The organism is Henriciella sp. AS95 (assembly GCF_038900055.1).
Lineage (GTDB): Bacteria > Pseudomonadota > Alphaproteobacteria > Caulobacterales > Hyphomonadaceae > Henriciella.
The window spans coordinates 66,938-80,009 of the sequence record NZ_JBBMQM010000001.1 but is presented as its reverse complement, the minus strand read 5'-3'; the positions used below and the strand labels follow the sequence as shown (position 1 = coordinate 80,009).

Annotated in this window: 11 protein-coding genes; 2 read left to right on the top strand and 9 right to left on the bottom strand. The window is 59.8% G+C overall.

The genetic code is table 11. The annotated features are described in order from the left end of the window. Window positions 1–12: 12 nt before the first annotated feature. The 4 genes from WNY37_RS00450 to WNY37_RS00435 form a co-directional block, all read right to left on the bottom strand. Window positions 13–2,259: a S8 family serine peptidase gene (locus tag WNY37_RS00450; protein ID WP_342971484.1), complete on the bottom strand. Its 2,247-nt coding sequence runs from the start codon at window positions 2,257–2,259 to the stop codon at window positions 13–15. A 111-nt stretch (window positions 2,260–2,370) separates the two neighbouring features. Further along, window positions 2,371–3,324, bottom strand: a complete 954-nt coding sequence (locus WNY37_RS00445; protein ID WP_342971483.1) for an alpha/beta hydrolase — start codon at window positions 3,322–3,324, stop codon at window positions 2,371–2,373. Between the two features lie 79 nt (window positions 3,325–3,403). Then, the gene (locus tag WNY37_RS00440) at window positions 3,404–4,294 is read right to left on the bottom strand and encodes a hypothetical protein (protein ID WP_342971482.1); all 891 of its coding nucleotides are present in this window, start codon (window positions 4,292–4,294) and stop codon (window positions 3,404–3,406) included. Between the two features lie 67 nt (window positions 4,295–4,361). Further along, window positions 4,362–6,218: an AMP-binding protein gene (locus WNY37_RS00435; protein WP_342971481.1), complete on the bottom strand. Its 1,857-nt coding sequence runs from the start codon at window positions 6,216–6,218 to the stop codon at window positions 4,362–4,364. A gap of 74 nt (window positions 6,219–6,292) precedes the next feature. Here WNY37_RS00435 and WNY37_RS00430 point away from each other — a divergent pair, with 74 nt between their 5' ends. Next, window positions 6,293–6,766, top strand: a complete 474-nt coding sequence (locus WNY37_RS00430) for an SAM-dependent methyltransferase (protein ID WP_342971480.1) — start codon at window positions 6,293–6,295, stop codon at window positions 6,764–6,766. Here the strand turns inward: WNY37_RS00430 and WNY37_RS00425 are convergent. After that, on the bottom strand, window positions 6,754–7,104 hold the full coding sequence (locus WNY37_RS00425; protein WP_342971479.1) for a hypothetical protein: 351 nt from the start codon (window positions 7,102–7,104) through the stop codon (window positions 6,754–6,756). The genes WNY37_RS00430 and WNY37_RS00425 overlap by 13 nt on opposite strands. Window positions 7,105–7,226: 122 nt before the next feature. Further along, on the bottom strand, window positions 7,227–8,795 hold the full coding sequence (locus WNY37_RS00420) for a long-chain-fatty-acid--CoA ligase (protein ID WP_342971478.1): 1,569 nt from the start codon (window positions 8,793–8,795) through the stop codon (window positions 7,227–7,229). Window positions 8,796–8,913: 118 nt separating this feature from the next. Between WNY37_RS00420 and WNY37_RS00415 the strand changes: the two genes are divergently transcribed. Continuing rightward, window positions 8,914–9,864 (top strand): glutathione S-transferase, encoded by a 951-nt coding sequence (locus tag WNY37_RS00415; RefSeq protein ID WP_342971477.1) that lies wholly within the window; start codon window positions 8,914–8,916, stop codon window positions 9,862–9,864. A 9-nt stretch (window positions 9,865–9,873) separates the two neighbouring features. Here WNY37_RS00415 and WNY37_RS00410 read toward each other — a convergent pair whose 3' ends face one another. The 3 genes from WNY37_RS00410 to WNY37_RS00400 are packed head-to-tail and all read right to left on the bottom strand — an operon-like array spanning window position 9,874 to window position 12,982. After that, window positions 9,874–11,313: an MATE family efflux transporter gene (locus tag WNY37_RS00410; protein ID WP_342971476.1), complete on the bottom strand. Its 1,440-nt coding sequence runs from the start codon at window positions 11,311–11,313 to the stop codon at window positions 9,874–9,876. Window positions 11,314–11,351: 38 nt separating this feature from the next. After that, window positions 11,352–12,293, bottom strand: coding sequence for an ABC transporter ATP-binding protein (locus tag WNY37_RS00405; protein WP_342971475.1), 942 nt, complete (start codon window positions 12,291–12,293; stop codon window positions 11,352–11,354). Window positions 12,294–12,334: 41 nt separating this feature from the next. Then, window positions 12,335–12,982 (bottom strand): glutathione S-transferase family protein, encoded by a 648-nt coding sequence (locus WNY37_RS00400; protein WP_342971474.1) that lies wholly within the window; start codon window positions 12,980–12,982, stop codon window positions 12,335–12,337. Window positions 12,983–13,072 lie beyond the last annotated feature (90 nt).

Genomic DNA, 13,072 nt, shown 5'->3' with positions numbered 1-13,072 from the left:
TTCTTTATCGTACTATTCGTCGAGATTCACATCCGACAGGTTCAAAAGCCCTGCCCCGCAGGGCAGTTTGCAGGTTTCAGAGCCCTCACTGACAGGCTCTGCCCCCGGGTATTGATCGCATGGGCCCGAACATTGTTCCTGCGAGCGCGGGTTGAGCGCCGTCAACAAAACGTCAGCGAGGGCCGTGCCCGTCAGGTCAGGACGCTTCGATTTGATAAGCGCAAGCGCCGCTGAAACATGCGGAGCGGCCATGCTGGTGCCCTGCTCATAGGCGTAATAGCAGTCGGTGATTGCTTCATTCGTAACCGGGTCGGTGCAATTGCTTGCATGTTTTGTCGACAGAATGCCGTCAGGACGGCCATCGCCATTGTCGTCACGCTGCAAATCCCCGCCGGGGGCGAGGACATCCACTTCCGCCCCGTAATTGGAATAGGGCGCAATCTGCCCGCGCGCATCGCCTGCGGCCACCGACAGGACATTGTCGCAGCCGCCTGGCGCATAAAACTGCGTCGAGACCGAATCGTTGCCGGCCGCTGCCACAACGACGACGCCACGTTCAGTGACGGCATTGATCGCATCCTGCATCGATGCCGGGCAGAAACGGAACAGGCCGATGGACAAATTGATGATGTCGGCTGGATTGTCATTCCAGATTTCGTTGCCCAGCTCATCATATTCCGGGATCAGGCCGCCGGCCCAACGGATCGCGTCATTGATATCAGACAGCCGCCCGCCGCATTTGCCGAGGGCGCGAACCGGAACGATCTTCACGTTCCAGGCCCCGCCTGCGACGCCATTTTCATTGTTGGAAACCGAAGCGCCAACTGTTCCCGCCACATGTGTGCCGTGGAAGGTATCCTCGAAAACGAACTCTTCTGGGCACTGGTCACCGGGATCATTGGGGTCTGAATCGCGGCTATTGCCGTCATTCGCCATCGCGATGTCGGTCACCATGTCCCAGCCGGGCGCGACATTCGGAGAATCCTTGATGTCCGGATGGTCCATTTCCAGCCCGGTATCGACAATGGCGACGACCACTTCAGGAGAGCCCTGACTGGCCTGTTTCGTCCAGAAATCGACAAAGCCCGATCCGCCCTCGATCTCGCCGTCTCCTGAGCCCTGATTCATGAAGTTCCACTGCAGGGACCAGAGCGGATCATTCGGCGTGACCGCAACATTCGTCACCGGGCCGGAATTCTTTGGCCGGCGCACGAACTGGTTCTGGTACAGCCAGTCCTTCTCGACATATTCGAACTCGCCGCTGGCCTTGAGGTCCTGAATGACGCAGACCGTCGCGAGCACGGCGTCTTCGGAAATCTCTTCAGGGGTCATGCCGGAGGGGCATGTGATCGCCTCGTCATCTTCGGCGATCCAGGGGGTCACATTGTCATCGGGCCCACCATATTTGGTCGGCTTCATGGCGCGAGAGCCAACTTCGATGACCATCTGACCGGATCGCGAGCGCTGGATATTGGCCGCCAGCCCGTAACGCTGCGCCGTTTCGATCATCTGCGATTCCGCACTCACCTGCGCACCGATCGCATCCTGGCGCATCACGAGGCGGCGCTCAGCCGATTTCTGCGGGATGGGTATCGGCGAAGCGGCCGGCGGTGCTGGTTGGATGATCGGGCTGTCGTCGGTCCTTTCCGGAATCTGCACTTGAGGAGACTCCATTCGGTACTCCATCCTTGTGCGCGTATCTTTCAGCACTTCGCGTGGAAGCCCCTGCGCCATTTGCTCGCGTGATTTCGGATCAATTGTGATTGTCCGGCGGCTTTTCATCGCCCGGTCAAGCCGGGAGGGCTCGTCTGACGACATTGTGCGCGATGGGCTTTGCAGTTCGGCGATCTCTTCATCTGTGGGCACGACGATAACCGCGTCGGATTCGAAGCTTTCGACATAGGCATCGTAATCGGCGATGCTTGGCCCTTCGAAGGCTTCCGCAACGGTGTCAGGCTCAGGCATGCTGCGCGGTTTGGCGACAATCGACCCCACGACAAATTTGCTTGGGGCTGTCGCGACGCGAACGGGTGATGCTTCCTGCATCTCGCCCTGGAAGGCACGTGCCTCGACCGGAACGTTTTCCATTCTCGCCTGGTTGCCCGGTCCGCCGACGTCTTCACCGCCGAGCTGTCTCATGACGCCGTCACCAATCTCCGACAGGCGCTCCATGCGTTCATCGGTTCGGTCACACGAGGCCAAGGTCAGGCCAAGACCAATGGCTAGAATGCCTGCTGCAATTCGTTTGCTGGTTGTCATCCTGGATGCAATCCCCACGCTTCTGCCACCCCATTGAGATGCATGATAGCGGCAAGTTAACCAAATGACGAGGCTTGGTTTTGGACGATATTCGGGCAGCTTTACGATGCGCTAGATTGCGCCAAGCGCGTGACCCACAACCTCACCGGCCTCGCGGATCGCTTCGCGGGCCGGCATCGACATGGCTGTAAGGTTCATGAAGCCATGCACCATGCCGGGGTGTTCGCGGATCGTCACCGGAACGCCATGCGCGGCAAGCTTTGACGCATAGGCTTGCCCTTCATCTTTCAGCGGGTCCCAGCCGCAAAGCACAAAATGCGCGGGCGCCAGGCCCCGGAAGTCATCATCCGGCGCAAAGAGCGGCGACACTTTCGGGTCCATCCGGTCGGTTTCGCTATGGATGTAGGCATCGCGGAAATAGTCGAAGAGGTTCGGCGACAGGAAGAAGCCTTCCTGAAAGGTCAGTTTCTTGGCGCGAATGTCGACGAACTGGACGAGCGGATAGAGCAGAAGCTGAAACGCGGGCAACGGGCCGCCGCGCCGCGCCATCTCCTGACAGAGAAAGGCCGAAAGGTTGCCGCCCGCACTATCGCCCGCCACGCAGAGGCGGTCGGGGTCCATATTGAGCAGGTCAGCGCGCGCCGTCGCCCATTCCCAGGCCGCAACAGCATCCTCATGGGCTGCCGGAAAGGGGTTTTCAGGCGCGAGACGGTAGTCGACGGACAGGACACGGCAGCGCGACGCTGATGCAAGCCGGCGGCAAATCATGTCGTGGCTGTCGAGATCGCCGAGGACAAAGCCGCCGCCATGAAAGAAGATAATCCCCGGACCCGGTCCAATCCCCGCGCCGAGCGGCGTATACAGCCGCCCCTTCAGGGACGTTTCCGCACCATCGACAGCAAGGGTCGAAATTTCCGCCAGCTCCGGCGCGTCTCTCTCGACCGAGCGACTGGCGCGGTAGAAGCTCTGGCGCAACCGGTCGGTCGATTGTTTCCAGTCGAGCCCCGAAAAGTCGGGAAGCTTGAAACGGTCCATGAAGCCGCGAATTGTCTCATCCAGTGCCATAGGTGGTAGATGCAGATTCATCGCGACATTTTGAAGACCGAATTTTGAGTAAAGCCGAAAGTTTTCGATCTTGCCTGCTTTAATAGGCGTAGCGGTAGAACATGCGCTCGATTCCGTCGCGCTCTACCTGGATCCAGAGCTCTGCCCACACCCGCCCCTTTGTGCCGTCCGGCAGATCGTTGACCTGTTCGATCAGCTTGGCGCCTAGATCACAGAAATTCACGGACGCCACCGCAGCGTCCATCTCACTGCGGCTTTTGCCTTCCGTTGTCAGGAGGAGCATGAGGTCAGGGTTGGTCATCACCGACAAGCCGAGCCGTTGCAGCGCGCCCATATCGGACGATGTCAGGCGGCCATGGATAATCGGATCGGCCCGCGCGTCGCGGATCGCGTCCAGAAAGATGCCATTCAGCTCCAGCCCGAAATCATATAATCCGGCGCCATGCCCGACGCGGTCGAAGACGGCGGCATACAGCTCCTGGTCCGACAGCTTTGCGAACTGGATCAGGTCTGAGCCCTTGCAATAAGGCGCTCCCGATGCCGAAAGCTCGCGCAGCGCCTGCGACGTGGTTTCCAGGATACGCTCCGCATAGATTTCGTCGGCCATGGACAAGCGGTCTATGCTGGAGGCGACCGCATGTGTGCCCGCCTGCATGACGATCAGGCCGAGTTCGACCTCATCTGCCCCGCGAGACCTGGCTCGAAGAACATCTCGCTCAAGCGCGCTGGCCTCGGACGGAAATGTCCGCCGGAGCTTGCGAATAAACGTTCTCGTGGGCTCGTCCTCAAAAGCGGACAGCAGGGTTATGTTTTCCGGCTGTTCGGAGGCTGCAACTTCGGATTTGCCGGGTCCGGTCAAGGACGGAAAGTAAAGCACGCCGACGAACAGGACACTGACAAGCGCAACCGTGGCCAGGCCGAAAATCAGCCCACCCCCCGATTTCGCTTCAGAGTCACGTGCGTCAAACATCTGCTTCACCTCCCGGACAAGGCGCTAATCCAGGTTAATTGGGCCGGAAAATCCTGAAATTTCGTTATCAGGCTTTAACCACGCCGGGACCTGGCGGATCGGCGTAAAGCGCCTGAACCAGATTTGCACGGCGGTCCACCACACATCTCTGATTGACGTAGCCTTTGTCCGTGATTTCTCCAGCATCGATCGACGGCGGCTCCGTCATCACAAGGAAACGCTTTACCCGTCGCGACGATCCCTTTTCGCCAGCATTGAAGGCTTTAACCTTTGCGGCGAGGTCGCCCACAAGCCTGGCGTAGCCTTGCTGCATGTCGCCGCCCGCCTCTTTCACATAGCTCTGGAAGGTCGCCGGGGCTGGCCAGAAGAGCGCGCCGATGAAATCCTTGTCCTGCCCGGCAATGACCGCGTCAAAGACAAGCGGCGAGCAGGCCGCCACCAGAGCAGGGCGCAGCGTGCCGACACTGACCCAGGTCCCCGTCGACAGTTTGAAGTCTTCGCCCACGCGGCCATCGAAAATGATCCCTTTATTCGGGTCGTTTTCATCGACCATCACGGCCGCGTCGCCAAGCTTGTAGAAGCCTTCCTCGTCAAAGACTTCAGCGGTTTTCTCCGGCATGTCGAGATAACCATGCATGACGCTCGGGCCTTTGACGCGGACTTCGAGCTTGTTGCCGACCGGCACCAGCTTCAGCGTCATGCCTGGCAGGGGCAGGCCGATCAGGCCGACGCGTTCGACCACCCAGTGCACCACGGTAATGCCCTGCGTTTCGGTCGCGCCGTACATGGTCACGATCGGGATGCGTTTGCCGGTTGCCTTGATGGCGAGGGCCTGCAGACGGCCATAAAGATCATCTGACAGCGTTGCGCCACCATACCCGATCGACTTCATGTTCTTGAAGAAGGCGTTGAGCAGCTTGTCGTCTTTCTCCATGGCATCGGCCAGCATGGAGAGCGCGATGGGCGCGGTACCGAACGTCGTTGGCGACACGTCATAGATGTTGCGAATGGTTTCGCCGAACAGGTCCGGCGTCGGCTTGCCGCCATCGATCCAGAAGGTTGCGCCATTCCAGAGCGCGCCATTGAAGTTCACATTCGCGCCGGAAATATGGTTCCAGGGCAACCAGTCGAGCACCTGCGGCACCTCATCTGGGTCATAGTCCGGGTCCCGCGAATTATCGCGCAGGCCCTCGGTTCCGGCGATCATCGAGCACATCGCGCCTTGTGTCGTCGGGACCGGTTTCGGCATGCCGGTCGAGCCGGATGTAAAAAGATACTTGGCGATGGTCTCGTCATTCAGCGTCGCCATCGCCTCCGCCACGGCGGAGGTCGGCTCGGTCCGGGCCAGCGCGTCGAACGACTGGATCTCGTTGGTCGCGCCCTCCTTGGCAAACACCGTACAGCCATGATCACCCAGCGCGTCCAGGGCCTTCTTGAACGGCTCGACCTGCTGAACGAAAATGACCTTGGGCTCGACGGCTTCGAAACAGTGTTTCAGCTTCCCGAAGTCTGAGGACATGGTGGAGTAGGGCACAGAAATCGGGGCCACAGGCGCGCCCATCTTCTGGGCTGCGACGATAATCAGAGCGCTCTCAATCGTATTGCCCGACAGGATCATGACGGGCGCATCGGGGCCCGCGCCCATGTCGATGAAGGCCTGCGCCAGCGCATCGGTCTGCTGTTTCGCTTCGCCATAAGTCAGCGCGCGCCATTCATCGGTGGCGGGATCTCGCTGCTTTAGCCAGGGGCGGTCGGGATGTTCTGCGGCGCGTTCATCAAGGCAGTGCGGGATCGTCTTCGGCCGGTCCCCCGGCTTCTGGCGCGGCGTGAGATAGATCGTGCCATCCGGCTTCTTGATCATCTCAATGTCTGGTTCTTTTTGCGGTAAAGGCCTGAAGGGCGGAAGCGCCTGTCCGTCAGCCATGGTATCCTCCATTATGTCTCTTCTTTGGCTCTGAGTGTATAGGGTGCATTCAACCTGCCAAGGAAGGGGCTGTGATGACCGTGAGCCATTTCACACTAAAGCCTGTCGGCGCCGTTCGCTCCGGGCGGGACGAGCCAATTGACGACGGGTGGGACGCGATCCCGGCTCACATCGAACTGGACGATAACCAGTTCGGTCCCGAAGCGCTGTTCGGTCTTGACGGCTTCTCGCATGCCGAAGTGATCTTCCTGTTCGACAGGGTGGCGGAAGAAAAGATCGAACGCGGTGCCAGACACCCCAGAGGCAACAAGGACTGGCCGCTCATCGGGATTTTCGCGCAGCGCGGAAAGAACCGTCCGAACCGTCTCGGCCACACGATCTGCCGTATCCTGAAGGTCGATGGGCTGACCCTCTATCTCGAAGGCCTCGACGCCATTGACGGCACGCCGGTTCTCGACATCAAACCCGTCATGTCCGGCTTCCTCCCGCGCGGCGAGGTGAGCGAGCCGGACTGGTCACTGGAGCTGATGGCCGGCTACTGGTCCTGACGGTCATGCCAGGCGCGCCAGCCGCGCGCGATGGCTGCACGGATTTCGCTGACAGATTCCGGAGGGCCATCTGCGAGCAATGCCTGCACGGCATCCTCCTGTGTGCCGCCGAGCCCATTGAACCGCTCCACCTCATAGGCCACCCTTGAGGAATAGACGAATGAGCCTTCGCGCATCGACGCGTGGATGGACCTCCCGGCACGCTGCGCACGACGATCCATCTCGGCTCTACGGCGCTGCTTGTCTTCCCGCTCTTCCTCCAGATATCGGCGCAGCGCTTCAAGGTCTATGACGGGCTCTATATCGCCTGCCTGCTCTGGATCGGTTTCGTCGGCCATGCTGAACTCCTGCGTGCCCTCTTATTGAAAAGGCGCAGAATGTACGCGGACGAGGTCAGGCGCTCAGGACGTGAAGAGGCAGCGAACGCGTTGCGGCATTCACTTTATTCGCTCGGCGGGGCCTAGCCGACCTGCCGGCCCGTGCCCTCCCAGAAGGGGTCGCGCAGCTCGCGGCGGAGGATCTTGCCGGACGGGTTGCGCGGCAGCGCTGGAATGAAGTCCACCGATTTCGGGCATTTGTACCCGGCGATCTTCTCCTTCGCCCAGGAAATGATGCTGTCGGCATCCGGGGTGGCCCCCTCCTTCAGCACGATAATGGCTTTGACTTCCTCGCCCCATTTCTCACTCGGAATGCCGATGACGGCGACGTCCGCCACATCCGGATGTCCGAAGATGGCATTCTCGACTTCCGCCGGATAAACATTCTCGCCGCCCGAGACGATCATGTCCTTGATCCGGTCATGGATGAACAGGAAGCCGTCCTCGTCGAAATAGCCGGCATCGCCCGTATGGAAGAAACCGCCGCGCAGCGCGTCCTCGGTTGCCTCTTCGCGGGCCCAGTAGCCCTTCATGACAAAGTCCGACTTGATCACGATCTCGCCGACCTCGCCCTGCGGGACAGGATTTTCGTCGCCATCAACAACCCGCACGATCGACCCTGGATAAGGCACGCCGCAGGAGCGCAGCTTGCCCCAGGCCGGGTCATGGGCTTCCGGTGGAAGGAAGGTGCCGAGGCCGACGGTTTCAGTGAGGCCGTAGAGCTGGGAGAACTTCGCGCCGAACAGGTCCACGGCGCGGCGCAGGAGGTCTTCTGCAATCGGCGAGGCGCCATAGGAAATCGTCTTCAGTGACGAGAAATCACGCTCATCAACGCCGGGCACCTGGCTCAGCATCAGGATGACGGCCGGCACCCAGAAAGTGTGGTTGATCTTATGCTCTTCGACGAGGTTGAGGATCGTCATCGGCTCGATCTCGCGCAGGATGACCGTTTTCGCCCCCTGTGCGACCGCCAGAATGCCGATATTGCAGCCCGCCACATGGAAGAGCGGCATGGCATTCATCACCGCATCGCCCTCGTCATAAAGCGCCCAGTCGAGCTTGGCGACGCATTCGAAAACGGCGCGGTAATTGCCGTTTGTCAGCTGCACGCCCTTGGGCAGGCCGGTTGTGCCGGACGTGTAGAGCTGGATGACATCATCATCATCCTGCGTCTTCAGACCGGGGGCTTCCTCTGACTGCTCGTCGCGCCAGGAGAAAAAGGTAGGCCGGTTGTCGACCCCGCCATCAATCGCGATCACCTGTTTCAGGTCCGGGCACTCCGAGACGATCTGCGCAGCGGCCTGATAGAATTCCTTCGCGACAAACAGAACGGTGGCTTTGCTGTCTGCGAGAATGAACTGCATTTCCGGTGGCGCGAGCCGGTTATTGATGCCGGTCATCGCCGCGCGCGCCTTGGCGCAGCCAAACAGGATCTCGTAATAGACATCCATATTCTTGCCGAGATAGGCGACGCGGTCTCCCGGTTGGACACCGAGACTGATCAGTCCGTTGGCGATCTGATTGGCGCGTTTGTCGAGATCCGCATAGCTGGTCGAAGCGCCTTCAAACCATATGGCGGTTTCGTCAGGGCGCCGCTTCGCCTGTACAGAGGCGATATCGGCGATATGAGGCATGGCAACCGGATCGAGCATCTTCTTGGCTTCCTCTTGAGCTTATCAGCAAATTGTTTACTCGCTTGAAAGCGGTTTCCTGTCGACGGGGCAACCCTTCAACAGTAGCAAGTCTAGCGAAACAGGGAGAAAACGGGCCATGGCTGGAGCACAGACAATCATTCTCCACCAATACGAGATTTCGCCGTTTTCAGAGAAAGTGCGGCTTGCACTTCGCATGAAGAATCTCGGTTGGGCGGCGGTTGAAATTCCGAGCATCATGCCGAAGCCTCTATTGGTCCCGCTTACGGGCGGCTACCGAAAGACGCCTGTCCTTCAGATCGGCGCCGATATTTTTTGCGACACCTCAATGATCCTGCGTGCCCTTGAAGAGCGCTTCCCGATTCCGGGTATCGACCTTCCCGGACATGAGGGCCTGTCGCACATGGTCGCTTCATGGACGGACGGCAAATGGTTCCAGACCAGCGTTGGCGTCATCTTCGGCGCGCTGGGCGACAAAGTCCCCGAAGACTTAAGGAAAGACCGCGAAAAAATGTCCGGCCGGCCGTTCGATACCAAGGCGATGGCCGCAGCCGCGCCCATGTTGCAGGACCAGTGGCGAGCACAGCTCATGTGGATCGAGGAACGGCTCGAAGGCGGCCAGGGGGCCGGCGCCGGCCAGTGGATCGTCGGTATGAAACCGGGCCTCGTCGATGCGCACGCCTTCATGAATCCATGGTTTGTCGAGCAGAATATCCCGGATTTCCTCGAGACATGCTTCAAATCTGCGCCGCGCACAAAGGACTGGTACCAGCGCATGAAGGAAATCGAGGGCCAGGCCCCCGAAATGATCACCGGCGAAGAGGCCCTGAAGATCGCCCGGGATGCCGCCCCACGCCTCAAGGCCGCCAAGACCGAGGGCGAACTGCAGGGCTTCGAGCCCGGCGAGCATGTTGCTGTCGCGCCAGATGATTATGGCCGTGACTGGGTTGAGGGTGAGATCGTCATCGCCACCGCAGAACGCATCATCCTGCACCGCCATGATGACCAGGCCGAGACGGTCAATATCCACTTCCCGCGCACCGGTTTCATGGTCCGCCGTCTGGACTAGGCCCAAGCCCTAGTTCTGGTGTCCTGTATAGGATTCCTCGGTTATGATCTCGTCGCTGACCTTCTTGGCCAGCGCGGCGCGTGGGTCGATGACTTTCTTGTTCTTCCAGTCGCCCTTGGCGATGATCGCAATGCTGATCATCGACACCAGCGCATAGCTGATCGGGAAGGCCCACCAGACGCCCTCGAGGCCGAGGCTGGTATTCTGAGACAGGATATATGCGACCGGGAACAGGATCATCCATTGCGAGATAATGGTCAGCATCATTGTCGTCAGCATATTGCCGGATGCCCGCAGCACACCGCTGAGCGCGAACTGGACGCCGAGCAGGCCCCAGGCCAGCGAGACGGTCCGCAGGAAGGTTGCGCCTGTGGCGATCACTTCTTCCTCGCCGGGCACGAAGAAGGCGACAAAATGCGGCGCAAAGGCAAACACGATGACGCCAAACACGCTGAGCACGCAGAAGGACACAAGCGCGCCCAGCCGTCCGATCCGTTCGGCGCGCGGCAGGTTTCCGGCGCCAATATTCTGGCCGACCAGGGTCGAGATCGCCATGGAAAAGCCCATGGCCGGGATCATCGCCACCTGGATCATGTTTGACCCGACCCCATAGGAGGCGATGGCCAGCGTCCCGAAACTCGCGATCAGGAAGGTCATGATGATCAGGCCGAAGGCCCGCGCCGACAGCTCGATCGAAGCCGGCAGGCCGAGGAAGAAGGCCTTCTTGATGAAGGCGAAGTCCGGCTTGAAATTCTTCAGCGAGACATGGATGCCATATTTGCCGCCAAACAGCACCAGCAGGCCGATACAGGTGGCGATGCTCTGCGTGACGAGTGTTGCGAGCGCGGCCCCCATCACACCCATGGCCGGGAAACTGCCCCATCCGAAGATGAAGAGCGGGTCGAGGAAGAAGTTGAGCAATACGGTGCCCGCGACGATCATGATCGGCAGGCGCATTTCGCCAATGCCGCGCATGATCGCCTGGAACATCATGAAGGAAAAGCTGAAGACAAGCCCCATGAAGGCGACATGCATGAAGCCTTTGGCGCCTGCATAAACATCGGGCTCGACGCCCATCAGCGTCAGCAGGGCAGGGGTCAGTAGATAGCCGGCAAGCCCCATCACAGCTGACGTGATCAGCACCATCAGCATGGTCTGCCCAGCGACGTGATTGACCATCTCCTGGTTCCGCGCGCCGAAATATTGCGCCACCAGGATGGAGCCTGCGATACCCAGACCGGAGCCGATCGCAATCGTCAGAAAGATGACCGGGAAGGAGACCGAGACGGCCGCAATCGCCGCATCGCCGAGACGCCCGACCCAGAACGCATCGATCAGCTGATAGGCCGATTGCAGCACATTCGCGATAATGATCGGGATCGCGAGCATCAGCAGCGATCGAAGGATCGGTCCTTCCAGCAAGGCTGCTGCGCGAGTATTCTGGCTCATGACAATCTCACCACTAAGCGGAAAGACCGTTTCTTAGATCAAGCCGCTTCCGTTGTCATGGCGACAAATACGTCTTCGAGATTGGGCTGATCGGTTGAAAGGTCAGCCACTCCAATACCGGCTTCGCGGACCTGTTCGAGAATGCGGCCGATGCCGGTCTCATTGCCGCGATAGCCGATCTTCAGGTCGCCGGTCGACAGCAGTTCAATTTCGAGATTGTTGAGGCTTTCGGGCACACTTGTGAGGGGCTCACGCGGGGTGACGAACAGAATGCGCTGATCGAGACGCTTCAGAAGTGTCTGCGTCGGTTCGCAGGCAATGATCTCGCCATGATTGACGATGGCGATCTCATCGCAAAGCTCTTCGGCTTCTTCCAGATAGTGTGTCGTCAGGATGATGGTCGTGCCTTCATCGTGCAGGCGGCGGACATATTGCCAGAGCGAGCGGCGAAGCTCGACATCGACACCGGCGGTCGGCTCGTCAAGGATCAGCACAGGCGGGTTGTGCACCAGCGCCTTGGCCACCATCAGGCGCCGCTTCATGCCGCCAGAGAGCTGGCGGACATAGGCGTCGCGCTTGTCGAGCAGGCCCACCGCATCGAGAATTTCATCGGTGCGCCGGTCAGCCTTTGGCACACCATAGAAACCGGCCTGCAGCTCCAGCGCTTCTTCCGGAGTGAAGAACGGGTCCATGGTGATTTCCTGGTTGACCACGCCGATCGCCGCCCGGCTCGCACGCGGATGCTTGTCGATGTCCATGCCCCAGATCTCCGCCTTGCCGGACGTCTTGGTGACGAGGCCCGCCAGGATGTTGATGAAGGTCGACTTGCCGGCGCCGTTCGGGCCGAGCAGGCCGAAAATGTGACCACGAGGAATTTTGAGGTCGATGCCTTTCAGCGCGCGCTTTTCCGGCATCTTGCCGCTGGCCGCGTAAGTCTTGTCGAGATTTTCGACTTCGATTGCATAGTCAGGTGCGGACATGCGCCCTCCGATCCATCAGCTGAAGGCGACATATAGGACGCCTAGCCGTCGATCTGAACCACCGGCGTTTCTTTTTGTCTGGTCTGTGCTCTCTGAAACCCCGGACGTTCGCGCAGCCGGTCGAGATAGACCTTGCAGGTCGATGTAATGCACCTCTCAAGTGGTGGCAGGACAGAGGCCAGCAGAATGGCATAGCCAATCGCAATATCCGCCATCGTAAACCGCCCCCCAGCCATCCACAGATTATGCTCCAGATGCCGGTCAACGCCCATCAGCCGGCCGGCAAACCACATCCGGTAGTCGTCAGCGACCTGTGGCTGGCGCCGGTTCTTGGGTTCCAGCGTCTCATAGCGGAGCACCAGCGTCTGCGGAAAGGTCAGCGTCGCGTCCGCGAAATACATCCAGTTGAGGTAAGCCCCGAAATCCTTCTCATTGGGCCGGATGATCAGGTCATGGCCTTGCTGCGTCTGGCCCAGATAATCGCAGATCGCGGTGGACTCCGTCATCTTCACTGTTCCGTCCGTATAGAACGGGATGGTGCCGAGCGGATTGATCTCAAGATACGGCTTGTACTTTACGCGAGGCGGGAAAGGCAGATTGACCAGCTCATAATCCATTTCCAGCTCCTCCAACGCCCAGAGCGGGCGGAAGGATCGGGCATTGCGGCAATGATAGAGCGTCGGTTTCATCAGTCTCATCCCTCTAAAGCTGTCGGTCTCGTGCCCTTGGCAATTGACTGCGGCGCCGGTCACAGACTACCTATGGCCCACATTTCAGGC

What these genes read in the sequence shown, in the direction of transcription:
- WNY37_RS00450 (WP_342971484.1), bottom strand. Translation starts at nt 2,259, where the DNA reads ATGACAACCAGCAAACGAATTGCAGCAGGCATTCTAGCCATTGGTCTT.
- WNY37_RS00445 (WP_342971483.1), bottom strand. Translation starts at nt 3,324, where the DNA reads ATGGCACTGGATGAGACAATTCGCGGCTTCATGGACCGTTTCAAGCTT.
- WNY37_RS00440 (WP_342971482.1), bottom strand. Translation starts at nt 4,294, where the DNA reads ATGTTTGACGCACGTGACTCTGAAGCGAAATCGGGGGGTGGGCTGATT.
- WNY37_RS00435 (WP_342971481.1), bottom strand. Translation starts at nt 6,218, where the DNA reads ATGGCTGACGGACAGGCGCTTCCGCCCTTCAGGCCTTTACCGCAAAAA.
- WNY37_RS00430 (WP_342971480.1), top strand. Translation starts at nt 6,293, where the DNA reads ATGACCGTGAGCCATTTCACACTAAAGCCTGTCGGCGCCGTTCGCTCC.
- WNY37_RS00425 (WP_342971479.1), bottom strand. Translation starts at nt 7,104, where the DNA reads ATGGCCGACGAAACCGATCCAGAGCAGGCAGGCGATATAGAGCCCGTC.
- WNY37_RS00420 (WP_342971478.1), bottom strand. Translation starts at nt 8,795, where the DNA reads ATGCTCGATCCGGTTGCCATGCCTCATATCGCCGATATCGCCTCTGTA.
- WNY37_RS00415 (WP_342971477.1), top strand. Translation starts at nt 8,914, where the DNA reads ATGGCTGGAGCACAGACAATCATTCTCCACCAATACGAGATTTCGCCG.
- WNY37_RS00410 (WP_342971476.1), bottom strand. Translation starts at nt 11,313, where the DNA reads ATGAGCCAGAATACTCGCGCAGCAGCCTTGCTGGAAGGACCGATCCTT.
- WNY37_RS00405 (WP_342971475.1), bottom strand. Translation starts at nt 12,293, where the DNA reads ATGTCCGCACCTGACTATGCAATCGAAGTCGAAAATCTCGACAAGACT.
- WNY37_RS00400 (WP_342971474.1), bottom strand. Translation starts at nt 12,982, where the DNA reads ATGAAACCGACGCTCTATCATTGCCGCAATGCCCGATCCTTCCGCCCG.